The organism is Serratia sp. T13T92 (genome assembly GCF_047530105.1).
GTDB classification, from domain to species: domain Bacteria; phylum Pseudomonadota; class Gammaproteobacteria; order Enterobacterales; family Enterobacteriaceae; genus Chania; species Chania fonticola.
The window spans coordinates 1-23,052 of sequence record NZ_JBLJAK010000024.1; the positions used below are offsets into that span (position 1 = coordinate 1).

General features: G+C 53.1%; 19 protein-coding genes. 6 read left to right on the forward strand and 13 right to left on the reverse strand.

Features of this window, described 5'->3' with window-relative positions:
• Positions 1–159 precede the first annotated feature (159 nt).
• Genes ACMV5I_RS19650 through ACMV5I_RS19665 form a run of 4 tightly spaced genes read right to left on the reverse strand, consistent with a single transcriptional unit; the run spans position 160 to position 3,536 of the window.
• A complete protein-coding gene (locus ACMV5I_RS19650) occupies positions 160–453 on the reverse strand; it encodes a ferredoxin (RefSeq protein WP_024483667.1) in 294 nt (97 codons plus the stop codon).
• The gene (locus tag ACMV5I_RS19655) at positions 450–1,739 is read right to left on the reverse strand and encodes an FAD-dependent oxidoreductase (RefSeq protein WP_174334252.1); all 1,290 of its coding nucleotides are present in this window, start codon (positions 1,737–1,739) and stop codon (positions 450–452) included. Before ACMV5I_RS19655 ends, ACMV5I_RS19650 begins: the two co-directional genes overlap by 4 nt.
• Positions 1,740–1,798: 59 nt before the next feature.
• Positions 1,799–2,749 carry an electron transfer flavoprotein subunit alpha gene (locus ACMV5I_RS19660; protein ID WP_121608872.1) on the reverse strand — a complete coding sequence of 317 codons (951 nt, stop codon included), beginning with the start codon at positions 2,747–2,749 and terminating at the stop codon, positions 1,799–1,801.
• 22 nt (positions 2,750–2,771) lie between these two features.
• The gene (locus tag ACMV5I_RS19665) at positions 2,772–3,536 is read right to left on the reverse strand and encodes an electron transfer flavoprotein (RefSeq protein WP_024483670.1); all 765 of its coding nucleotides are present in this window, start codon (positions 3,534–3,536) and stop codon (positions 2,772–2,774) included.
• A gap of 361 nt (positions 3,537–3,897) precedes the next feature.
• Between ACMV5I_RS19665 and ACMV5I_RS19670 the strand changes: the two genes are divergently transcribed.
• Positions 3,898–4,782 carry an AraC family transcriptional regulator gene (locus ACMV5I_RS19670; RefSeq protein ID WP_024483671.1) on the forward strand — a complete coding sequence of 295 codons (885 nt, stop codon included), beginning with the start codon at positions 3,898–3,900 and terminating at the stop codon, positions 4,780–4,782.
• Between the two features lie 68 nt (positions 4,783–4,850).
• On the opposite strand, the gene ACMV5I_RS19675 is transcribed toward ACMV5I_RS19670, so the two are convergent.
• The 7 genes from ACMV5I_RS19675 to ACMV5I_RS19705 all read right to left on the reverse strand — a co-directional run bounded on the left by ACMV5I_RS19675 (position 4,851) and on the right by ACMV5I_RS19705 (position 13,114).
• Complete coding sequence (locus ACMV5I_RS19675; protein ID WP_024483672.1) at positions 4,851–6,002, reverse strand: acyl-CoA dehydrogenase; 1,152 nt, start codon at positions 6,000–6,002, stop codon at positions 4,851–4,853.
• Between the two features lie 13 nt (positions 6,003–6,015).
• Positions 6,016–7,611 (reverse strand): acyl CoA:acetate/3-ketoacid CoA transferase, encoded by a 1,596-nt coding sequence (locus ACMV5I_RS19680; RefSeq protein WP_121608873.1) that lies wholly within the window; start codon positions 7,609–7,611, stop codon positions 6,016–6,018.
• 174 nt (positions 7,612–7,785) lie between these two features.
• Entirely contained in the window at positions 7,786–8,538 is a 753-nt protein-coding gene (gene aroD / locus ACMV5I_RS19685; RefSeq protein WP_121608874.1) for a type I 3-dehydroquinate dehydratase, read from the reverse strand.
• Positions 8,539–8,614: 76 nt separating this feature from the next.
• Entirely contained in the window at positions 8,615–9,481 is an 867-nt protein-coding gene (gene ydiB, locus ACMV5I_RS19690) for a quinate/shikimate dehydrogenase (protein WP_414825103.1), read from the reverse strand.
• A 62-nt stretch (positions 9,482–9,543) separates the two neighbouring features.
• Positions 9,544–10,779 carry an MFS transporter gene (locus ACMV5I_RS19695; RefSeq protein WP_196061621.1) on the reverse strand — a complete coding sequence of 412 codons (1,236 nt, stop codon included), beginning with the start codon at positions 10,777–10,779 and terminating at the stop codon, positions 9,544–9,546.
• A gap of 576 nt (positions 10,780–11,355) precedes the next feature.
• Complete coding sequence (locus ACMV5I_RS19700; RefSeq protein ID WP_414825104.1) at positions 11,356–12,564, reverse strand: MFS transporter; 1,209 nt, start codon at positions 12,562–12,564, stop codon at positions 11,356–11,358.
• Between the two features lie 193 nt (positions 12,565–12,757).
• On the reverse strand, positions 12,758–13,114 hold the full coding sequence (locus tag ACMV5I_RS19705) for a YdiL family protein (protein ID WP_037411538.1): 357 nt from the start codon (positions 13,112–13,114) through the stop codon (positions 12,758–12,760).
• Between the two features lie 295 nt (positions 13,115–13,409).
• On the opposite strand from ACMV5I_RS19705, the gene ACMV5I_RS19710 reads away from it, so the two are divergent.
• From ACMV5I_RS19710 to arsC, 3 genes are read left to right on the forward strand one after another with little or no spacing between them, the layout of a single operon-like run.
• Positions 13,410–13,760, forward strand: a complete 351-nt coding sequence (locus ACMV5I_RS19710) for a transcriptional regulator (RefSeq protein ID WP_414825105.1) — start codon at positions 13,410–13,412, stop codon at positions 13,758–13,760.
• A gap of 53 nt (positions 13,761–13,813) precedes the next feature.
• The gene (locus tag ACMV5I_RS19715; protein WP_202673068.1) at positions 13,814–15,103 is read left to right on the forward strand and encodes an arsenic transporter; all 1,290 of its coding nucleotides are present in this window, start codon (positions 13,814–13,816) and stop codon (positions 15,101–15,103) included.
• Positions 15,104–15,115: 12 nt separating this feature from the next.
• On the forward strand, positions 15,116–15,535 hold the full coding sequence (gene arsC, locus ACMV5I_RS19720) for a glutaredoxin-dependent arsenate reductase (protein ID WP_414825106.1): 420 nt from the start codon (positions 15,116–15,118) through the stop codon (positions 15,533–15,535).
• A gap of 39 nt (positions 15,536–15,574) precedes the next feature.
• Here the strand turns inward: arsC and ACMV5I_RS19725 are convergent, their stop codons facing one another.
• Both ACMV5I_RS19725 and ACMV5I_RS19730 read right to left on the reverse strand, forming a co-directional pair.
• Positions 15,575–17,107, reverse strand: a complete 1,533-nt coding sequence (locus ACMV5I_RS19725) for a DHA2 family efflux MFS transporter permease subunit (RefSeq protein WP_174334259.1) — start codon at positions 17,105–17,107, stop codon at positions 15,575–15,577.
• A 3-nt stretch (positions 17,108–17,110) separates the two neighbouring features.
• Positions 17,111–18,280 (reverse strand): EmrA/EmrK family multidrug efflux transporter periplasmic adaptor subunit, encoded by a 1,170-nt coding sequence (locus ACMV5I_RS19730; protein ID WP_202673066.1) that lies wholly within the window; start codon positions 18,278–18,280, stop codon positions 17,111–17,113.
• Between the two features lie 490 nt (positions 18,281–18,770).
• Here ACMV5I_RS19730 and evgA point away from each other — a divergent pair, with 490 nt between their 5' ends.
• Both evgA and ACMV5I_RS19740 read left to right on the forward strand, forming a co-directional pair.
• Positions 18,771–19,385 carry an acid-sensing system DNA-binding response regulator EvgA gene (gene evgA / locus ACMV5I_RS19735; RefSeq protein WP_414825133.1) on the forward strand — a complete coding sequence of 205 codons (615 nt, stop codon included), beginning with the start codon at positions 18,771–18,773 and terminating at the stop codon, positions 19,383–19,385.
• Positions 19,386–19,389: 4 nt separating this feature from the next.
• On the forward strand, positions 19,390–22,986 hold the full coding sequence (locus ACMV5I_RS19740; RefSeq protein WP_414825107.1) for a response regulator: 3,597 nt from the start codon (positions 19,390–19,392) through the stop codon (positions 22,984–22,986).
• The last annotated feature ends 66 nt before the right edge of the window (positions 22,987–23,052 follow it).

Below are 23,052 nucleotides of genomic sequence, written 5' to 3' on the forward strand. Positions count from 1 at the left end.
CAATCTCTCCCACGGGCTCATAGGCACTAGGGTTAGGGGGAGCTCACCGGCTATCTCCCGATGATCAGTCGGGGATCTTCTCCGCTAAGGCGGAGAAGATCAAGACATAAGGGTTGGGGTGAGGGGCTGGCACGCTCTTTCAGGCAGACGTTAACAGGCTCACCCGTAGCGAAACTCGACGCCAAACGTCCCCAAAGGATATTCCCACTGCTTAAGAATGGTGTCGCCGCACAGCACACGGCAGGTGCCGCACTCCAGACAACCGGCAGAATCGAAATGGATATTGCCTGCGCTGTCTTGCTTATACAGCCCGGCAGGGCAGGCCAGCATCAGCTTACGGAACTCGTCCATATTGGGGTTATCCACCAGAATGATGTGCGGGTGGCCCTCATTAACATGGAACTTGTTGATGCCCAGCTTGACGTCTACGTTGACCGGATTTTCGCTGCTCATAGCGCTGTCGCCCCCTTGATGCCGTCTTTCAATAAATTCATCAGCCCAATCTGTTTCACCCTTTTCATCAGGGCCTTACGCACGGGCTGGGTAGGGCTGCCATCGATGGTGAACATATCCCCCATGATGTCCGCGACCATGCGCGGATACTGCGTAAACAGGCGCGGGTTTTCCATCAGCGCAGGGATTTTGCGGAAGTGGTGCACCTCATGCATCACACAGTTTTGCTCCAAGGCGTGCTTATATTCCCCCAGGCTACTGGCGGAAAAGTTCTGCCGCTGCTTGGCTGCAATGGCCGTATTGGCAGCCGCCTGGGCCGATGCAATGGCTAGATCCATACCGCGTATGGTAAAGCCCAGGTTCAGGCAGAATCCTGCCGCATCGCCGACGATCATCACGCCGCCGTCAGCCAGCGTGGGTATCATCGCCTTGCCACCTTCCGGAACCAGGTGAGCACCGTACTCCAGCAGCTTTCCACCCTGGATCAGCGGGCGAATGGATGGATGCTGCTTAAAGTCCTCCAGCATCTGGGGCACGCTTTTCCCCGCGTGGCCAATCTCTCCCAGGCCGCATACCAGCCCTAGAGAGATGGAGTCCCGGTTGGTATAGAGAAATCCGCCCCCCATCAGGCCGTTGGACGGAGAACCGGCGAACAGCCAGGCGGCGCCGTCATTGCCAGAGAGGTTAAAGCGATCTTCGATCACCGAGGGGGATAAACCGATAAGCTCTTTGACGCCTACGGCATAGTGATGTGGCGAAGAAGGGGGCAACAGGTTAATCGAGCGGCCGAGCATGGAATTCACGCCGTCAGCCAGGATCACTATGTCAGCCTTCAGGATATCGTCGCCCGCCTGCACGCCGGTAACCTGATTACCTTCCCGTATCAGCGCGTCGACGCGGACGCCCGAGATAAACTGTGCTCCGGCCTGTTCGGCTTTTTCCATCAGCCAGGGATCGAAGCGGTTGCGCAGCACGGTATAAGACGCCTGAGCGGCAATGTCCGGTTTTTCGCTGTGAAAATCGAGCGTGACGGCGCTTTCCTCCGTCATGAAAGAGATCTTCTCGCGGGTGACCTTGCGCTCTACAGGCGCTTCTTCCGCGAACCCCGGCATGATGCGTTCCAGGCTATGGGCATACAGGCGGCCCCCGGTCATATTCTTACTGCCAGCACTGTTGCCGCGTTCAATGACCAGTACATCCAGCCCGGCCTGCGCCATCACGTAGCTGGCTACGGCACCTGCGACGCCAGCACCGACCACGATGGCATCAAATTTATCATCCGACATGCTTATGCTCCCTATCCCGCCGCGGGTATGCGGCGGGATGCGTGCGGTGTATCAAAGGGTTAACGACCTAATTGGTCGATCAGGGCAGGGACCACTTTGTAAATGTCGCCCACCAGGCCGTAATCGGCATAGTTGAAGATCGGGGCGTTTTTGTCTTTATTCACCGCGACAATGATCTTGGCACCGTTGCCGCCGACCATATGCTGGATCTGCCCGGAAATGCCCAACATCAGGTAGAGATCGGATTTCAACTGCACGCCAGATACCCCGATATAGCGCTCGCGTTCCATCCAGTTTTCACCCTCGGCGATAGGACGAGAACAGCCAACTTCCGCTCCCAACAAGGCTGCCAGCTCATGGACCATTTTCAGGTCGTCCTGTGCTGCCAGCCCACGTCCGACACCAACCACGCGTTTGGCCTTGCTGAGATCGACGCTGCTCAGCGCTTTGGCACGGCGTTCTTTGCAGAGGATTTCCTGGCGCGGGGCAACATAGCTGAGCTGAGTGACCAGGCAGTCATGCGCTGGGTCGGTAGCGGCAGGCTCCATCACGCCGGGCGCCAAGGTGATGATGGCGGTGGTGGTATTGATTTTTTCCTTACCGAAGGCCAATCCGCCGTACATACGGTGTTCGGCGATGAAATCAGCCCCGTCGACGTGTACGGCGGTTACATCGTTCACTACCGCTGCGTTCAGTAACACACCCAGGCGGGCGGTGAGTGCTTTACCGCGTTTGGTGGCTGCCATCAGCACCAGGGCCGGAGTCTGTTCGCCGTTGACCTCTTTCAAGATATCCGCCAGGGTCTCAGCATAATTTTCAATGCGCTGCAGTGCGGAGGTTTTCTCCAGCACGTAGATGCCGTCTGCACCCAGAGACTTGAGCCTGGCAACCTGTTCGCTGTCCTGCACGATGGCATAAACATGCTCGCCCCACTGGCGTGCGCCTGCCATCAGTTCGCCGTAGCGCTCAACGTTGTCGCTGAACACCCATACGTTTGTCAGTTTACTCATGATGATTTTCTCCAGTCGTGGGTTAGTTCAGCGCTTTTTTCAGATGGTCCGCCAGCTCGGCAATGGCTTCCGGCGAGTCATTTTCCAGAATGATGCGTTGGCGCTGTTTCTGTGGCGGTACGGTGATCTCGACCAGCTCGGCCAAAGGCGGCGTCTGGCTCCAGGCAATGTCATTGGCTTGCCACTGATTGACCGGCTTTTTGCCGGCGCCGAGGATCGCCTTCATCGTCGGAATACGAGGAACGTTAATGTCTGAGGTTACGCAGATCACCGCTGGAAGTGGCAACTCAAGCACTTCCACCTCTTCTTCTAACGTGCGCTCAACCAGCACACGGTCACCGGCAAACTGGATCTGGCTAACGGCATTAACGGTAGGAAGCTGCAAGATCTCCCCAACCAACAGGCCCACCTGCTGGGCGTATAAATCCCCGGAACCTTCACCAAACAGCATCAGGTCAAAGCCGATTTTGTCTGCGGCGGCGGCCAGCGCGTGTGCGGTATCCATCGGCAGCGCGTTTTCCAGTTGCGCATCCTGCACCAGGTAAAGCTCATGAGGGCCGCGCGACAGCACGTCCTTACGCACCTTGGAGTTTTGCAGCAGCGAGCCGCCCACGCAGAGCGCGGTAATTTGATCGTTCTCGGTTGCCAACTGGGTGGCTGCCTCGATCGCATTCAAATCGAACTGACTGATTTTGGCTTCGGCGTGATCGAAGTCGAGCGTACGTTGTGCGGTAACCACAATATCTTGCTCTTCGGGGACCAGCTTAAAGCAGGTTATTATTTTCATGATATCTCCTGTGGGTCGCTCGCTGGCGGCAGAGAGCGTTCTATCAGCGGAAAGGACAAAAAGCATGACAATATATTGCGAGTGCGCAGGGGGATTTACGACTGGATAATCTGTTTTTGTTGCTAACAATCTTGCAAAAAAACGGCTAATAACGGATGGATTGCCGTGCGGGAAAGTGGTTTGCCAGTGAGCAAGGTAAGCTGGCGGCGCGATCGTAGAGATTTTATTTTCGTGCCATCTTGCATGCGGGGCAAACTATCTTGTTTTAGTCGTCTGGGCTCATATTGTATATTGTTTTCTGTCGCTCTATTTTAGCCACTGATCATTTTGCCAAAGCCAACTGTATTGTGTGGAGGTTGCCATGTTTCAGCGCTGTTTCGATAATAAAAAAGAAGCCCTTTTTGCGCAGGGGATGACGCCAAAACTCTCGCGGTTCGTCATCAGTGACGATCCCAACTGGGAGTCTGGGCATCATGTGCATAATGATGAGAGCGAGCTGATTTACGTTAAGCAGGGGGTGGCCAGGCTGGTCATCGACTCCTCTTACTACGTGGCACACGCTGGTGATATCGTGGTTATTGAGCCTGGCCGGCTGCACGCGGTGGCATCGGACAGCGCCTCCCCGGCCACCACCTATACCTGTGCTGTCTATGGTTTCAAATTTCAGGGCTGGGAAGAAAATCAGATTTTACAGCCTCACTCCTGCCCGGTAGTTTCCGTTGGGCAAGGGGGGGAGGTGATAAAAACGATCCTTCATGAACTTGGCGTCAGGTTACCCCAGCAGAAAAACGAGTTAACCTCATCGATTTATGATGCTTATGGTTATGCCCTCACCGCGCTGTTTTATGAGAACTTTAAAAACGCTTACCGTTCAGAGTTGGGATACATTAAAAAAGATGTGTTGGTGAAGGATGTGCTGGTTTATTTGAATAATAATTATCGTGAAAAGATCACTCTCGAACAGCTAGCTAAAAAGTTCCGCGCCAGCGTCAGCTATATTTGCCATGAGTTTGCTCGCGAGTATCATATATCGCCGATTAACTATGTTATTCAACGCCGGATCACCGAGGCCAAGTTTACGCTGACTAATACCGATAACAGCCTTAATGAGATCGCCTGGCGGGTCGGGTACGAAAACGTCGATCATTTTGCCAAATTATTTATGCGCCATGTCGGATGTTCCCCAAGTGATTATCGTAAACAGTTCAATAATAACTTGGCGGAACCGGTGTGTTTACCGGGTTGAATCTACTGGTGGCTTATTGATAACTCGCCAGGAGGTTGGCTTTGGCTACCTCCTGGCGTTTTAGTGCCTTATTTGCTCTGGTAGTCTTTCAGGATCTGGCGGCCAGCAATGTAAATCATGATTTCATCTGTGCCACCGCCAATCCTTTCGCAGCGCACGTCACGCCAGAAGCGGGAAACGCGAGCCTCATCCGTATAGCCCAGCCCACCCATGATTTGGATGGCGTCATCAATCACTTCCATCGCCGTACGGGCGCAGTGGAGCTTACACAGCGCGGCGCTTGTGCGCAGTGACTGTTTCTGGTCCGCTTGCCAAGCGACCTTCATCACCATATTGCGCATGTTGTCGACCTTGATCGCCATCAGCGCCAGCTTTTCCTGGATCATCTGGTTATGGCCGATCGGCTTGCCGAAGGCGATACGCTGGTTGGCGTAACGGGCGGCATCTTCAAACGCGCACTCGGCGAAGCCGGCGCTGCGTGCGGCGTTGATCAGGCGTTCCATTTCAAAGTTGTACATCACATTGAGGAAGCCCATGCCTTCTTCACCGACCATATCGCTCTCATCCACCTCAACGTTATCGAGGTAAACTTCGCAGGTGCTCAGCATATGCCAGCCAATCTTGTGCAACGGATTGACCTTAATGCCCGGCTTATTGGATTCCATCCACCACAGGGTGAAGGCCTTTTTCGGATCTTTGGGCTCGGGATCGCGCGCCAGTACCAGCATATACGGGTATTCTTTCGCACCGGTGATAAAGGTTTTTTGCCCGTTCAGATACACCTTGCCGTTTTTACGGGTGTAGGTGGTGGTCGCGGCGCTATTGTCCGAGCCTGCGCCCGGTTCGGTCAGGGCCAGCGCATAGGCCGGATCGCCGGTGGCCAGCGTACTTTCTGCCGTCTTGCGCAGCTGTTCGGCTGAGCCGAAACGACGCATGCTGTGAATACACTGGCCGTTGGTGATCAGGAACGCCGGTGCGCCACATTTGGAGACTTCCATCAGCGCCAGCATCTGGGTGACATAGTCCGCCGGAATGCCGCCGAACTCTTCCGGCACACCTAACAGGGAAATACCGCTATCGGCGAGCGCGCGCATAAACTCGGTAGGGTAGGTTGAGGTCTGATCGCAGGTGCGGAAATACTCTTCCGAAAAGTTATTGCCGATCAGTTCCCGAATACTGGCAAGCAGCAGTTCCTGCTCTTCAGTTAAAGAAAAGTCCATAGCCTTACTCCTTTTAATATACTGCTTCAGGTAAAGTGAAACCCATGACGCCGTCGATAAACAGTCTTTCGTCCATCAGTTTTAACTGCGGGGAAATAACCGGGGCGAAATCCATTTTTGCCAGAATGTCTTTTTCCAGATCGACGCCGGGGGCAATTTCAACCAGGTGTAGACCATCGGCTTTGAGCGTAAAGACGGCGCGTTCGGTGATGTAGCGCACGTCTAATCCCCGCTCGAGCGCGATTTTGCCGCTAAAGGTGATCTCTGGTAATTGCTTGATGAATTTTTTGACGCGCCCTTCCTGCACAATATTCAGCTTGCCGTCGGCGACCTCGGTTTTTAAACTACCGGCGGTCAGGGTGCCGCAGAACACAATCTTTTTCGACGTCGCGCTGATATCGATAAAGCCACCGGTTCCCATGATTTTGCCGTTGAATTTATGCACGCCGACGTTGCCCTGTTGATCCACCTCGGCAAAGCTCAGGTAACAGACATCCAGCCCACCGCCGTGGTAGAAATCGAACTGAGAGGTCATATCCAGGACGGCGCGGGTGTTGACGTTCGCGCCGAAGGCCACGCCTTGAGAGGTAATGCCGCCGATGGGGCCGGTCTCGACCGTCAGCACGAAATCATCGGCACACCCCTCTTCGCGGGCGACCAGGCCGATGCCGTCGGCAATGCCCACTCCAACGTTGCCCACCGCTCCTTTACGCATCTCAAATAGTGCACGTCGCGCCACCAGTTTGCGCTGGTTAAGGGGCAGGGCGATTTGGGTGCTGTCATCAAGCACGAAATCGCCGGAAATAAAGCGGTTCACCGGGGCGCCGCCATACAGCTGCGTCTGCTGCGGATCGACCACCACGATATCAACCAGATAGCCAGGGATGCGCACCGATTTAGGGTGCAGCGTCGCCTTCTTGACCATCTTTTGCACCTGCATCATCACGATGCCGCCGTTGTTGTGCACCGCCTGGGCAATCACCAGCGCGTCCAGATACATCACCTCGTCTTCGAACGAGGCATAGCCTTCGCTGTCGCAGGTGGTGGCGCGAATAAAGGCGACGTTGGGCGCAATGGCCTTGTAGTAGAGATATTCCTGGTTATCGATCTCGACCAGCTTGATGAGATCTTCTTTGGTCACTTCATTGAGTTTGCCGCCCTGCTGGCGCGGATCGACGAAGGTACCAATCCCGATTTCGCTTAAAATCCCCGGCTGGTGCGCCGCTGCGGCCCGCAGGGTTTGGGTCAACACGCCTTGGGGATAGTTGTAGGCCGCAATCTTGTTCTGCTCGGCCAGATCGGAGATGCGTGGGGATTGCCCCCAATGCCCGCACAGCGCCCATTTCACCAGCCCAACCTGTGCCAGCGGGCTGATGCCACGATCGGCCCGGTCACCTAACCCTGTCGGGCTGATTAATGACAGGTCACGCGGGGTTTGCGTGGTTTGATATTTTTCTGCCAGCGCGGTAATTAAGGTGGTGGCCTCCAGAATACCGCCACCGGCTCCTAATACGCACAAGGTGGCTTCGTCAGGAATATAATTTACCGCCTCTTGTGCCGATAATACCGGGACTCTGCCATTGATTCTTTTCGGCTTTACCAGATCCATAACTACTCCTGTTGATGACCGATGCATTTATTTTGCGGGGCAACCAAACCCACACGCAGGCGTGCGGATGCCGCAATTAAGCTGCATTAAAATTGAATGCTCTTTTTAGTGACTTGTTTTATTCGGCGGGAATACTATTATTCCCGCCGACAGTAATATCAGTGCACCACTGAATTAATGCAGTATCGTTAATATGGTGCGTAAATCCGTGACGGAGATTTGCCCAGGTGCGGAGGCTTTCTTGACTGCGCCAAAGGTAGCCGCTGAGCCAAAGGTTTCGCCCGCTAGCCGGGACACAATGCCGGTTTTGGCCATCGACATGGTGATTATCGGCCCGTGGGCATGCTTCTCGTGCATTTCCAGCGTCGCGGCCAGCAGCGTCAATACGTCACTTTTGTTTTGCGGCATCAGGGCGATCTTCGGAATATCGGCGCCCAATTCCTGCATTTTGCACAGGCGTTTGACGATTTCCTCCTGCGGCGGCGTTTTATGGAAATCATGATTCGACATGATGACTTTGACGTTCTTGGCGTGGGCATGGGCCACGGCCTCTTTGACCAGTTCGTCACCGGTAAACAGCTCCAGATCGATCATATCGACCAGGCCGCTGTCCACCGCCGCCAGATTGAGCGCGATATAGGCCTGTGCGGGCAACGCCTGCTCACCGCCTTCCTGGGCGCTGCGGAAGGTGAACAGCAGCGGCTTGTCGGCAATGATCTCTTTGATCTGACGTGCGGCGGCTATCACGTTGCTGAGCGTGGCGACATCCGCAAAATGATCGACGCGCCACTCCAGAATATCGAAATCGGCGTGACGATAATCCTGCGCTTCAGCCACCACACTAGGGATATCTTTACCCATCAGCGAGACAATGATTTTTGGCGCGCCTTCGCCGAACACAATGTTTTTTACGGTTATGGTTTTCATTTTTACCTTTTGCATGCTCTTTTGCCGCAATCAATAAGGTGGTGATTTAAGCCCATCACCACGCGCTACGGGAATGCTACGCCTCGAATCCCATCACCTGCTTAACGTATTCCAGTGGGAAATCCTTGCCAGTCCACAGTTTGAACTGTTCGGCGCCTTGCCATAACAACATGCCGTAACCGTCCACCGTTTTGCAACCTGCCTGTTGGGCCATTTGCAGCAACTTGGTCATGTGCGGGTTATACACGCACTCCGTCACCAGCAGTTCCGGGCGCAGCATGGCGATGTCGCTGACGATACTCTCGTTTTCCAACGGCTTCATCCCGACCTTGGTGCCATTAGTCAGGATATCCGCGCTGGCGATGGCGCTGGCAAACGCTTGCTGATCTGCCAGATCGGTCACTGTCACCTTACAATCGGTATTTTCGTTGACCCGTTTGGCAAAGGCGAGCGCCTGTTCAAAGAACTCGTCCTTACGATTAAACAGCTTGATCTCTTTGATGCCTTCAACGGCGGCCTGTGCGCCGATGGCGGTAGATGCGCCACCCGCGCCGACCAGCACCATGGTTTTGCCTTTGATATCAAAACCGGTTTCCTTGATGGCCCGAATATGCCCGGTACCGTCGGTGTTATAGCCGCGCAGATAGCCGTCGTCGTTGACGATGGTGTTGATAGTGCCGACCAGTTTGGCTGCTGGCGTTAATTCATCGACATACTGGCAGGCAAACTGCTTGTTAGGCATCGAGACGCCGGTGCCGCGCATTTTTAACGCCTTCAGCCCTTCAATGGCGCTGGCGAAGGTGGTGGTGTCGACTTCGAAAGCCATATAGGTAAAAGGTAGCCCGACTTTATCCAATGCTTTATTTTGCATCTCTGGTGATAAGCTGTGTCTGATCGGATAGGCCATCAGCCCGATAAGCTCATATTTTGCGGTTACATCCATTCTAAACTCCTTGTCTAACCATGTTCGTGTGGGGCGCAAACCTGCGTAATTGCTGTTTTGGGTTATTGGAAAAAGCGCTCACCCAATCGCAGGTCACTTTGCGGGACTTTGAATACTCTGTAATAGCGAATGAAGACAATGATGGCGGTAACAAATGCCAGCAGGGCAAAGGCAATATCCAGCAGGATGATGTATTGCAAACCAATGGTGGAGAGGTAGCCGGTAATCAATGGGATCAAGAAGTTGGCTAACCCGCCCATCATCATATAAACGCTGGTGACCTTGGCTTTGCTTTTCGGGAAAAACTCCGACATGACGGAGACGCCAAGCTGCAATATCCCACCGGCGGCAGAGAAACCAATCGCAAAGGCACCAAGGTTACAAACCAGCGGTGAGGGATACAGATAGATAATGGTTGCCGCGATCACCGAGACACCGGCGTTAAACACGTTGGCCCACACCGGGCGCACCGTGCTTTTTAACAGCAGGGCGAAGATAAACACGCACATCAGCGAGCCAAGGCTATACCAGGAGATGGTTTTCAGCGCGTCGGCCTCCGCCATACCGGCAAATGCCATTGCGTATTTAGGCATCCAGACCACGATCACGTAGAAGGTAGAGAATGCGGCTACGCCGAAGATAACGGAGGAGACGCCCTCCAACCAGGCCAGCGGCTTACTGTTCATCTGCGGCAATTCTTTAGCCACGGAGGCATCAACCAGCTGGCTGGGGAACTTGCTTTTAAGCAGTAGCAAGGTGATCAGGACGAACAGGATCCCCGGGATAACCATCGCGTAGCCGTACCAGATGTGGCTGACCAACAGGTAGCTGACCAACATCGGGTATAACATCTGGCCGAAAGAGATCATGGCTTTTACCAGGATCACCGCCGAGCCGGAAGTCTTGGGATAGCTTTCCATCAGGGCAGGATAGCCGCCGGTATCGAGCGCCGCATTGGCAACGCCAACGCAAACCGCCAGGCCAAAGGCGACGATCAGATTAGGGCTGGCCGGGATGCCAAAGAAGAACAGAATATACAGGGCGACGCCGATCAAAATGGCGGCGCGGCGGCCAAACTTATCCGATATCACGCCAAAGAACAGAATACTGACTAGCCGGCCCAACCCAATGCCGGATATCAGGTAGGCGATACCCGCGTTGTCGGTGCCGAACTTCTCGGCCAGTGGCGTCATGTTTTGCGCCAGCGTAATGACGCTGGCACCGTGGAGAAAATAACTCAAATAGATACTGATGACCGCTAACAAAAATGGCGCTTTGAAGGCCTTGCTCTGGCTCATGCTGTTCTCCGCTTGTCGCTAATTTTTTACGTTTTTGGATCCAGGGGACCTGTTGTTCTGGTGGCCTTTCTTTTTAATCAATCGTTAATCATTGCGGGAAAGTAATGGGTGAAAATATCCCGGTAAGTCACACTGCGGTAAATAAATTGGGTCATGGATAACTGCCAATACACCGGCAACCTGACGTGTGCTGAGTATAGGTAATGCAGTAGGTGATAAATACGTAATATGCCATTTTAGTTTTCAACTTTATTGCAGGGAAAGATGCTGAGACGGCGCGTGATGGTGTTGCCGAATTGTGCCGGTATTTCCCCAGCTAAATTAGGTGCGAAGGGCTGTAGCCAGGTGTTTCCTTTTTGGGGGCAATGAAAGCTAATGGTTATTAACAAGCTATTTACTTTGTCTGGGGAACAGCGGCTGACGGAATACTGTCTCATATTGCATGCGGTGATAATAATATTGTCTCTGCAGCCAGTCGGAGGAATAAAACCACATTTTCCAACTGGCTCATAACGTAGGGGCGCTTCATGCTGCGCCCGTTTATCTGCGTGTTCAGGAGGAGGTAAAAGTGTGGGATCAGTTGATAACTTGGGCCATCTTGAAGGGACGGTTAGCTTCTTTATGGCTACGGTAGCCAATAAACAGCGCCAGTAGAAAACCACAGGCTGCAATAGCGGTATCGAACCACATAATGTTGGCGATACTGGTTTCGGAAATCTTGGCGGTAATCAACGGAATGGTGAAGGTTGCCAGGCTGCCGGCGCTGTAATAGATGCCGGTGGCTTTGCCTTTCGCATTGGGAAGGCGGGTAGCCATCAGCGTCAGCCCCAACTGCATGACCCCGCCTGCGGCAGAGAAGCCGATAACAAAGGCGAAAACCATCACGACGTACATGTTGGGATACAGGCAAACGGTGAGTAAGGTAATGAAGGAGATAAAGGTATACAGCATCAGAAAGGTGGTTGATTTAAACCTTTTCTTTACCAGCCCGGCGGTGATGAATACGCACATCAGTGAGCCGATGGTGTAGATGCTCAGCAGCTTGATCGACATCGTATAGCTCATACCCGCCACAAACTGGCCATACTGTGCCAGCCACTGGCTGATCAGGTAAAAGGTGGCCATGGCGATATAGCCATAGAGGGTATAGCTGATCAGATCAACAATGGAACAGCGGTGATTGTCATCTGTTCCTACATCGGGCTCGGCGGCCACTCGTCGCCCCGGGTGAGCGGGGAATGGGCAGCGCAGCAGGAACAGGCCGTTGAGCAGCATAATGCCGGCGGCTATCAGGAAGGACCAGCCAAACCAGACCTCAGCCCAGACCAGCAGGCTGATGACCATCGGCAACATAAACTGGCCGCCGGAGACAAAGGCTTTGATCAAGATATTGGCGGTGCCTGGCGACTTGGGGAACGCCTCCATCAGCGTAGGGTAGGTGCCCGAGTCGAGAAAACTGTTGGCGACGCCGGCTAAAAAACCAAATACATAAGCGATAATAATGGTGTGGCTAAGCAGAATGCCGAAAAAGAAGCCCAAATAGCACATTATCCCCAGGAAAATAAAGGGTCTGCGGCCAAAACGATCGGATAACATGCCTGTGATTAATAACACACTTAGCCTGCCAATGCCCAAAGAAGAGATGACGATAGAGATGCCTGCGGCATCGGTGTGCCATTGTTCTGCCAGATAAGGCATATTCAAGCTGATTAATATTACCCCCATACCGTGCACCAGATAGTTCAGATACAGCCCCAAGGCCGTTGGTACATACTTTTTTTCCATAGGTTGTTGCTCAGAAACTCGTTCATAATAAATAATTCGTGCCGGGAAAAACGGCTGGGCACGAGATTGTTACAGGCATTAGCCTGCTGTCAGGAGTGATAGTCAGTTAAAACTATGGGCAGGCGGTGTTGATAAGCCGTCCTTATTAAATTCCGTCCAGGTTAACGAGCGCGATTTATCCTATTAGTTTGGGTTAACATAGCCGCTCTAGATCATAAGCATAAAGTTGTGCGGCGACCGACTGATAAATTTTCCATTCCAGATAATCACCTTGGGGGTAGACAGCCAGGAAGGACGCATAATCGGGGAAGAAGCGCATGGTGTTATTCCCAATGCGATTGTTGATCTTGTCGATGATGGCGTTGATGTGGGTTTTTCTTTTTTTAATCATTTTTGTGAATGTATCAATAATAGCGTCCGGTATTTCACTTTCACCACGCTCCCATTGCTGCCATGTAGCTAAATTGTTGTCAGGTGAAATATAGGTCGCACATTCTTCGACCGTCATAAAAAAAAGCTGACGCAGTGCCTGCAGTTCTAAATGATTCATGATGACGCAGATCCACGTTAGAGAAAACCATTCAGAATAAATAGCATTATTGGGCGTTTTTCGTCTTGAACAGGGTCACACTATTTGGTGCAATATTATTTGTTGCCGGGGTGTGAATATATTACCGCATTATGGCTTTTTAATTGGCTTAAATGTAAAGCCATATTGCCGGAGCGACACAACGTTGACCGCTTTCTGGGGCAAGGGAAGAAAACATATATGAAAATTCAAATGTGTTGTTGACTTGAAAGCGCCTGTGGGTATGATTTATCCACCGATCGTAGTGGAGAGACCTATGACCCTGACTTCCTTGCAGCTGTTCAAAATCCTGTCGGACGAAACCCGCCTGGGTATCGTGTTGCTGCTCAAACAGCTGGGTGAACTGTGCGTTTGCGATCTTTGCACCGGGCTGGAAGAGTCGCAACCCAAGATCTCGCGCCACTTGGCAATGCTAAGAGAGTGCGGGTTGCTGCTGGATCGTAAGCAGGGCAAGTGGGTGCATTATCGTCTTTCCCCGCATATTCCTGCCTGGGCAGCCCTGGTTATTGAACAAGCCTGGTTGAGCCAACAGGACGAAGTCCACACTATGGCACGTAAGCTGGCAGTGGCGAATGGCTCCAGCGAGGGCAAAACCCTGTGTAGCTAATTTTTTTGCGCAAACACATATGAAAATACATATATAAAATTGAGGTGGTAAGTATGTTATTGGCTGGGGCGATATTTATCCTGACCATTGTGCTGGTGATCTGGCAGCCGAAAGGGTTAGGAATTGGGTGGAGTGCCACACTTGGCGCGGGGCTGGCCTTGCTTACCGGAGTGGTGCAGATTGCCGATATCCCGGTGGTGTGGAATATTGTCTGGAATGCCACGGCGACCTTTATCGCCGTGATCATGATCAGCCTGTTGCTCGATGAGTCTGGCTTTTTCGAATGGGCTGCGCTGCATGTCTCCCGCTGGGGAAACGGGCGGGGGCGCCTTCTGTTCACTTACATCGTGTTACTAGGCGCAGCCGTGGCGGCTTTGTTTGCCAACGATGGAGCAGCGCTGATCCTGACCCCCATAGTGATCGCCATGCTGTTGGCGCTTGGGTTCAGCAAAGGCACCACGTTGGCGTTTGTCATGGCTGCCGGGTTTATTGCTGATACCGCCAGTCTGCCGCTGATTGTGTCCAATCTGGTCAATATCGTCTCGGCAGACTTCTTTGATCTGGGCTTCACGCAATATGCTTCGGTGATGGTGCCTGTCGATATCGCTGCGATTATCGCGACGCTGGTGATGCTGCACCTGTTCTTTCGCAAGGACATTCCGCCGACCTATGATCTTGAACGACTGAAACAACCGGCGAAAGCCATCAAAGATCCGGCCACGTTCAAAACTGGCTGGGTGGTATTAATCCTGCTGTTGGTGGGTTTCTTCGTGCTGGAGCCGCTCGGCATTCCGGTCAGCGCTATTGCTGCCGTGGGGGCGCTGATCCTGTTTGCGGTGGCCAAAAGAGGCCATGCCATCAACACCGGGAAGGTGCTGCGCGGTGCGCCTTGGCAAATCGTCATTTTCTCGCTGGGGATGTATCTGGTGGTTTATGGCCTACGCAACGCCGGGCTAACGGAGTACCTCTCCGGCGTGTTGAACCTGCTGGCGGAGAATGGTTTATGGGCCGCCACGCTTGGCACCGGCTTCCTGACCGCATTCCTGTCATCCATTATGAACAATATGCCAACGGTGTTGATTGGCGCGCTGTCCATTGAGGGGAGTACTGCGTCAGGAGTGATTAAGGAGGCCATGATTTACGCCAACGTTATTGGCTGCGATCTGGGGCCAAAAATCACGCCGATTGGCAGCTTGGCAACGCTGCTCTGGCTGCATGTCTTGTCACAGAAAAACATGACGATCACCTGGGGATATTACTTCCGTACCGGAATTATCATGACCGTACCTGTGTTGTTGGTCACGCTGACAGCCTTGGCGTTACGTCTATCCATCACTTTGTAGCGAGGAACACCCATGATCACGATTTACCACAACCCGGCCTGCGGCACCTCGCGTAATACGCTGGCGCTGATTCGCAACAGCGGTATAGAGCCAACGATCGTCCATTATCTGGAGACACCCCCCAGCCGCGCTGAACTGGTGAAGCTCATTGCAGACATGGGGATCAGCGTGCGGGCCTTGCTGCGTAATAACGTGGAACCCTATGAGCAGTTAGGGCTGGCAGCAGACGTCTTCACCGACGAGCAACTGATCGACTTTATGCTGCAACACCCGATTCTGATTAACCGGCCGGTTGTGGTGACGCCGCTGGGGACCCGCCTATGTCGCCCCTCCGAAACGGTGCTTGATATCCTGCCTAATCCGCAAATAGGGGCATTGGCCAAAGAGGACGGCGAAAAGATTGTTGATGTCTCCGGCAAACGGATTAAGTAAATCGGGAGGCGCGTCAGCGCCTCTCTAATTCCCCGTTTATCACCCCGCCTTGGCCGTATTAAACGGCGGCTTGGCGAACCACACCAGCAGGGTCAGCATCAGGAATACCCCGGCAGAGAGATAGAAAATATCGTTGGCCGACATCAGCAGGCTCTGCTGGGTAATTTGATCGTTGATATAGGTCGCGGCTTGCTGCTGATTGAACCCCAGATTTTGCAGATGGTGATCCAGGTTGATCGCAGCCGGGTTGAATTGCGTCACTGACTGCGTCAACTGCGCATGGTGAAACGATTCCCGGTGGCTCCACAGGGTCATGGTGAGTGACGTGCCGATCGAGCCAGATAACGTCCGGAAAAAGTTGCTCAGGCTGGTGGCCGCTGCGAATTTTTCTGGTGCGAGCCCTGACAATGAGATGGTGGTCAGCGGCAGGAAGAAGCAAGCCACGGCGAAACCTTGCATCAGCTGCGGCAACACCACGGCAGTAAAATCAATCGCCGGATTAAACGTCATCGCACGCCAGTAGTAGCAACCGGCATACACGATAAAGCTAAAGGTCACCAATACCCGCATATCAATACGATCGCCGTAGCGGCCAATCAATGGCGCGATCAGCAGCGGCATCAGCCCGATGGGGGCATAGGCCAGCCCTGCCCACACCGAGGTGTAATCAAACACCGTCTGCAGCAGTTGCGGCATCAGCACAATGGCCCCGGCATAAATCAGATACGCACAACTGATACACAGGATGCCGATGCTGAAGTTACGTGAACGGAACAGGCTCAGATCGATGATCGGGTTATCGTTGGTAGCTTCCCAGATAACCAGCAAAATCAGCGCGACTACGGCGATCACGGCCAACACAATCACGGTGGTAGAGTTAAACCAGTCGAGGTCTTTGCCTTTATCCAACATTATTTGCAGGCTACCCACACCGAGCACCAGTAGGCTCAGGGCGAACAGGTTGATTTTTACCGGCTCGGTGGGTGTTTCTCTTCCTTTCAGCTTCCATGCGGTAATGGCAACGACGATGATGCCGAATGGAACGTTGATTAAAAATATCCAGCCCCAGTCGTAGTTATCGCAAATATAGCCGCCAATAATCGGGCCAAAGATCGGGGCGATAATCACCGTCATCGACCACAGCGCCAACGCGATATTACGCTTCTCTGGCGGGTAGTTACGCAGCAGCAGGCTTTGCGATAGTGGGATCAACGGGCCTGCGACCAATCCCTGAATGACGCGGAAAAAGATCAGCATATCGAGATTGGTGGAGAACCCGCAGCACAGCGACGCCAGTGCAAACAACGTCACCGAAGCTAAAAACAGCTTACTCTCGCCGAACCGCTGCGCCAGACGCCCGGTTATCGGGATGGAGATCGCATTGGCGACGCCAAACGAGGTGATCACCCAGGTTCCTTCGTCCGTAGAAGCACCCAGGAACCCGGAAATGGTGGGAATGGCGACGTTGGAGATGGTGGAGTCCAACATCTGCATAAAGGTCGCCATCGACAGCGACAGCGTCACCAGGATCAATGACCAGCCTTTTAACGGCAGCAGTGTGTTGTTGCTCATAAATCACATCGCATTGGCTTTGATGATGTCTTGGATTTCCCCGTCGATACTGGAGGTATCGAGCACCAGCGCCTGGCTTTGGTAAGCCGGTTTCAGGCGTTGGGTGGTAGATAGGGCAGGGCCATTGGTGTTGTTTTCGCGCAAGGTCACAGTGGTGGATAAGCCAATCCGCAGTGGGTATGCCTTGAGCTGTTCCGCATCCAGGGTAATACGCACCGGCAGGCGTTGAACCACTTTTATCCAGTTACCGGTGGCATTCTGCGCGGGCAGCACCGAGAACGCTCCGCCGGTCCCCATATTGATCCCTTCAACCACGCCGTCGAACACCACGTTACTGCCATACAGATCGCTCACCACGCTCACCTTTTGCCCAATGCGCACGCCGCTGAGCTGGGTTTCCTTGAAGTTGGCGTCAATCCACAGCTGATCGGCCGGGACGATGGATAATAAGGCCTGGCCAGCACTGAGCGTTTCGCCCACCTGCACATTGCGTTGAGCAACATAGCCGGTCACCGGGCTGCGAATTTTGGTGCGTTGAAGCGCGAGCCAGGCTTCGCGCATTTGTTCTGCCGCCAACAGGATGGCCGGCTGCTGTTCAAGCGTGGAATTCTGGATCAGGGTACGATTGCTGCGATATTGCTCGATAGCAACGTCCAGCGCTGCTTTGCTGCTGCTAACGGCATTGCGCGCATGTTGCAGGTCTTCTTTTGAAAAGGCTCCCGCACCCATCAATTGGGTACGGCGTTGATAATCGGCCTGCGCTTGCTGGTAAGCGATTTTAGCCTGGGCAATATTGGCGTTATATTGTGCGTCGTTGACATAGATCTGTTTGGTTTTTCTCACCGTTTCTGCTAGCTTATTTTTGACTTTTTTAAAGTTGAGGTTGGCATCGGTATCATCTAGATTGACCAAGACATCCCCTTGCTGGACTAAATCGGTATTGGTGTAATTCACGCTGACCACGCTGCCGTTAACCTGCGAAGAAATAGTGACCTGATTGCCCATTACATAGGCATCATCGGTGCTTTGCACATTGCGTGAATTGAAATACCACCAGGTTGCACTGGCCATGGCCGCAATAATAATCACCATTAGAAAAATGAGCAGCCACTGCTTTCTTTTTTCTAATGGTGTTTTCACCTGATTACTGTCTGACTGTGGTGGTTGTGGCATGGCAAAACCCTTGCTTGTCTGTTTTATGAGCAATAGCAAACCATTACGCTGCTGTGGGCAATAAGCTCAGCGCGTAATTTATTCATTGAATGGCTTGGTTAATCACCTTCAGCTTAAAGCGGCATAGGCCTATGGGAAGAAACGCTGAAAGTTCGTAGTGATTATAAAAGCAGGCGTTGCCGTAACACAGCAGAGACATCGGAAATCATTGCAGGCAGCGTCCTACACGTGAAGTCCATCCCGCAACTACAGGTACAGGGGAAGGGGAGTGAATATGCCACAGATTGACTTCTGCACCTGATTTCGGCTCCGTACAGTGATAGGGGGGTTAGACAGCAAAAAGCGAATTAGAACTATAAACAGGCTTATGCTATAAGCTTGCAGATAACTTGAAATCCTTAAGATATTTCTTAAGCGAAGAAACATCGTTGACCAACGCTGCCCGTGTTTTTTATATGACCAGGAAACGACAATGAGTGAAACCAAGTCTTTGAGCGCCGTAATTGTTGATGACCATCCTCTGGCTCGTATGGCGATCAAGAACCTGCTGGAAAGTGAAGGCATTAGCGTCATTGGCGAGGCGGGGGACGGGGCAGAGGCTCTGCTGCAAGTGGCGCAGCATCAGCCAGACGTGGTGATTGTCGACGTCGATATTCCCATCATGAGCGGCATTGAGGTGGTTGAAAAGCTCAGAAAGCAGCAGTTCAGCCAAATCATTATCGTGGTTTCCGCCAAAAACGATCTGTTCTACGGCAAGCGTAGCGCGGATGCCGGGGCCAATGCGTTTATCAGTAAAAAAGAGGGCATGACCAATATCATCGCCGCGGTGCATGCTGCCCAGAATGGCTACAGCTATTTTCCTTTCTCACTGAACGGTTTTGTCGGCAGCCTTTCTTCGGAACAGGAAATGCTGGGATCTCTCTCCAGTCAGGAGATCAAGGTGATGCGTTCTCTCCTCAGCGGTGCAGATAATATGCAGATTGCGGCAGCGATGTTTATCAGCAATAAAACGGTCAGCACCTATAAAAGCCGTTTAATGGAGAAGCTTGGCTGTAGCTCGTTAGCCGATCTATTTGCTTTCGCCAACCGTAATAAAATTGGGTGAGTGCATGCTAAAACGGGTATTGGGGTTTTGGCTGGTTTTACTGTGTCTGATGCTGCCTGCGCAAGCAGTGATCAACGGGCCGATCACGTTAGCGCTGGCGACTAACCACCTGGTCACACCTCCGGCCATCTACTTGGGCCACGACGACTTTATCTGGCTGGCGCAAAAGCACAGTCTTACCGTCGCGGTGTATGGTGTTGAATCCCAACCGTTGAGTATGAATAGTGTTACCGGACGCTATTGGGGAATGAATGCGGATTATCTTGCGCTGTTTGGAAAGGCGCTGAATATCAATGTGAACGTCAAACTCTACGCCGATGAGCAACAGGCATTGGCGGCACTGCTTGCGGGCCGCGTCGATCTTGTTCTCACTACTCCCGGTAGGATTAGCCCGCAAAAGGCTCCCTTTATTGCCAGCTTGCCGCTGGTGCAAGGCTATCCAACCCTGGTGACGCGGCTTGCCGAGGTGATGAAGCCGTTTCACGATAATAGCGATAAGCTCAAGATAGCGATCACCCGGGATTTTCCCCCGGAATCATTTATTAAACAGGCATTTCCTAACGCCAGCGTCGTTTCTTTTGCCGATGAATATCAGGCGTTGGCCTCGGTTGCCAGCCATCAGAGTGACTACTTTCTCGGCAATAACCTCACCACCAGTTTTATTATCGCGCGCGATTTCTACCAGACGTTGGGAATGGTGAAGTTCTGGCGAGCACCGCAAAGCGGCGACGTGCTTATTGCGCTCGATAGTCAGCGGCAATTGGTCAACATTGTCGACAGATTTATCAGTTCACTGACCGAACCTCAGCATAGCCAGATTGCTCAGTCCTGGATTGATATGGGTAACCTCACCTTCTTAACCAGGGACCTAGCTTTTACCCCACAGGAAACTCGCTGGCTGGAAAAAAACCGCAAATTGCGCATAGTGATTAATCCCTATTACGCCCCGTTTAGCATGGTGGATGAAAACCAGGAAATACGCGGGATAGTTGGCGATATCCTTAACCTGATCCAGCTGCAAACCGGTTTGGCCTTTGAGCCGGTGATTGCCAATTCCAATGAAGAGATGGCCAGCATTATACGTAGTGGCAATTGGGATATCCTGTCCTCGGCCACGTACAGCCCAGAGCGGGAAGAACAAGCGGCCTTCACTCATCCGTTTTTGGCGACTCCTTTTGTGATCGTCACCCGCGTTGCAGTCAAGCAGACCGAAACGATGAAGCCTGGTATGAAAGTCGCTATTCCGGCCTACCATACGTTATCGGAAAAACTGAAAACCAAATATCCGGGTGTGCAATGGGTTGAGGTAGAGAACACCGGCGCGGCGCTGAGCATGCTGGATCGGAGGGAAATTGACGCGGTGGTGTCCACACAGCTCGCCTCACGCTACATCATCGATCACTATTATCCCAATCGGCTGAGCTATTTCCGTATCCCCGACGAGCGCACCGCCCAGATCGCCTTTGTCATTCCACGTGGCTCGCAAGAATTACAAAGCATTCTGAATAAGGCCATCGACGATATTCCCCCCAAAGAACTGATGAATTTGGCCGGGAAGTGGGTAAAAACCCCCGAAGTGAAAATTGACACCTGGAACCTTTATAACCGGCCTTTTTACCTGGTGATCGTTCTGGCTACGCTGCTGGTTGTCAGCAGCTTGCTGTGGGGAGCCTATCTGCTGCGGGCCATCCGTAAAAGCAAAGAGGCACAGGCTGCGCTGGAGTATCAGCTCGGTTTCCGCCAGACCTTATTCAACTCGATCCCCGTACCGGTGTACGTGATCTCGTTGGAAGGCGAGCTTGAAAGCTACAACAGCGCCTTCGGGGCCTTCTTCACCCCCGAGTTACATGCCGCGATGCATCATTCATTGTTCGATCGCCGTCATCCGCTGGCAGACATTTTCGCAGCGCTTCAACCCGATATCCAGCAAGGGCTGCAAGTCAACCAGGTTATCCCTCATCAACTGGTGCTGAATAATGGCACGGAAGAGCGCCTGATCCTGCACTGGTTAACGCTGTGCCAACTGCCCGCCAACACGCCGCCTACGCTGATTTGCGGCTGGAAGGACATTACCGAATCCAGGCAACTGATGGGGGCGTTGCAGGTGGAGAAAGACAAGGCCATCGATGCCAATCGGGCCAAGAGCACTTTCCTTGCCACCATGAGCCATGAGATCCGTACGCCGGTGAGTGCAATCATGGGGTTCCTGGAGTTACTGACGACCCATAGCCAAAGTCCGGCAGCAGAGAAGGAATCTATTCAGTTGGCTTATTCCACCGCTCAGTCACTACTCGGCCTGATTGGCGATGTGCTGGACATGGAAAAAATTGAGTCTGGCAACTTTGAGCTGGCGCCAGAATGGGTGGATCTGGCCTCGTTGTTAGCTACGACGGTCAGTAGTTTTGAAGGGGGGGCCACGCTGAAAAACCTGCGGCTGTCGGTCGATTACTGCCTGGAAAAAACGCAGGCGCTGTGGCTCGATCCGCAGGCGGTGAAACAGGTGCTGGCCAATCTCCTCAGTAACGCCATCAAATTTACCGTTGAGGGAGGGATCGAAGTGATAGCGCAAACGCACGCGCAGGGCACCGATCACACTCGCCTGACGCTGAGCGTGAAAGATAGTGGGGCGGGCATTAGCCCGCAGGAACAGCAACACCTGTTCAAGCCCTTTAGTCAGACCAAGTGGGGCAAGCAACAGACCGGATCGGGATTGGGTCTGACGATTTGCCGTGAGTTGGTTGAACGCATGGCCGGTACCATAGACATGGCCAGCCAGCCGGGCAGGGGCACCACCATGACGGTGACGCTCACCACCGCGGTTGCGGATCTGGAAAAGGTTATCGCCGTTTCATTCACACCTAAATCGCTCGTCAGTGGGCCTACAGCGCTGAGGATTGTGATTGCTGACGATCACCCCACCAACCGGCTGCTGCTGCGTCGTCAGTTGGCTACGCTTGGCTATCGGGTCGACGAGGCTATTGATGGTGTGGCAGCCCTGGCCTTGATTGAGGCCAATCCGTACGATCTGCTCATCACCGATCTCAACATGCCTAATATGGATGGCATAACGCTGACCCGTCGGGTGCGTGAATTCAATCAGGACATCATTATCTGGGGGCTAACCGCTAACGCACAGGCTGAAGAGAAAGAGCGCTGCCTGGCGATGGGCATGAACCTGTGCCTGTTTAAACCGGTAGATTTACCGCAGTTGGAAGCGGCGCTACAAGGTGTGACAGGACCTTCGCAGGCCGATCCACTCAGCGAGTTTATCGATATGGCTACGCTGCAGGCACTCAGCTTGGGTGACAACGCGCTGATGCGCCAGATGCTTGCGCAGTCGCGCCTGGAAAATGACCAAGATTTGCTGGCGGCGAGAAAGGCACTCCACTCTCAGGACTGGCCAACCCTGCAATGCCATTTACACCGCATTAATGGTACGGCTCAGTTGTTGGGAGCCACGTCATTACATCTGCTTAGTGAAAAACTGGAAAATGCGCTGGCGACACAACAGCATGAGGCGGTGATCGATGAGGGCATGCGCGAGCTGGAACAGTTGCTGCAGGGGCTGAATGCAGCCATTGAGGCATTTATCCGCCCATAGGTATATTCATACCCAGTAGGGGCGCGGCTTGCTGCGCCCCTTGATATAAGCCTACAACTGTAGTCC

Coding starts and splice junctions, on each gene's coding strand:
- ACMV5I_RS19650 (WP_024483667.1), bottom strand. CDS start 453: ATGAGCAGCGAAAATCCGGTCAACGTAGACGTCAAGCTGGGCATCAAC.
- ACMV5I_RS19655 (WP_174334252.1), bottom strand. CDS start 1,739: ATGTCGGATGATAAATTTGATGCCATCGTGGTCGGTGCTGGCGTCGCA.
- ACMV5I_RS19660 (WP_121608872.1), bottom strand. CDS start 2,749: ATGAGTAAACTGACAAACGTATGGGTGTTCAGCGACAACGTTGAGCGC.
- ACMV5I_RS19665 (WP_024483670.1), bottom strand. CDS start 3,536: ATGAAAATAATAACCTGCTTTAAGCTGGTCCCCGAAGAGCAAGATATT.
- ACMV5I_RS19670 (WP_024483671.1), top strand. CDS start 3,898: ATGTTTCAGCGCTGTTTCGATAATAAAAAAGAAGCCCTTTTTGCGCAG.
- ACMV5I_RS19675 (WP_024483672.1), bottom strand. CDS start 6,002: ATGGACTTTTCTTTAACTGAAGAGCAGGAACTGCTGCTTGCCAGTATT.
- ACMV5I_RS19680 (WP_121608873.1), bottom strand. CDS start 7,611: ATGGATCTGGTAAAGCCGAAAAGAATCAATGGCAGAGTCCCGGTATTA.
- aroD (WP_121608874.1), bottom strand. CDS start 8,538: ATGAAAACCATAACCGTAAAAAACATTGTGTTCGGCGAAGGCGCGCCA.
- ydiB (WP_414825103.1), bottom strand. CDS start 9,481: ATGGATGTAACCGCAAAATATGAGCTTATCGGGCTGATGGCCTATCCG.
- ACMV5I_RS19695 (WP_196061621.1), bottom strand. CDS start 10,779: ATGAGCCAGAGCAAGGCCTTCAAAGCGCCATTTTTGTTAGCGGTCATC.
- ACMV5I_RS19700 (WP_414825104.1), bottom strand. CDS start 12,564: ATGGAAAAAAAGTATGTACCAACGGCCTTGGGGCTGTATCTGAACTAT.
- ACMV5I_RS19705 (WP_037411538.1), bottom strand. CDS start 13,114: ATGAATCATTTAGAACTGCAGGCACTGCGTCAGCTTTTTTTTATGACG.
- ACMV5I_RS19710 (WP_414825105.1), top strand. CDS start 13,410: ATGACCCTGACTTCCTTGCAGCTGTTCAAAATCCTGTCGGACGAAACC.
- ACMV5I_RS19715 (WP_202673068.1), top strand. CDS start 13,814: ATGTTATTGGCTGGGGCGATATTTATCCTGACCATTGTGCTGGTGATC.
- arsC (WP_414825106.1), top strand. CDS start 15,116: ATGATCACGATTTACCACAACCCGGCCTGCGGCACCTCGCGTAATACG.
- ACMV5I_RS19725 (WP_174334259.1), bottom strand. CDS start 17,107: ATGAGCAACAACACACTGCTGCCGTTAAAAGGCTGGTCATTGATCCTG.
- ACMV5I_RS19730 (WP_202673066.1), bottom strand. CDS start 18,280: ATGCCACAACCACCACAGTCAGACAGTAATCAGGTGAAAACACCATTA.
- ACMV5I_RS19740 (WP_414825107.1), top strand. CDS start 19,390: ATGCTAAAACGGGTATTGGGGTTTTGGCTGGTTTTACTGTGTCTGATG.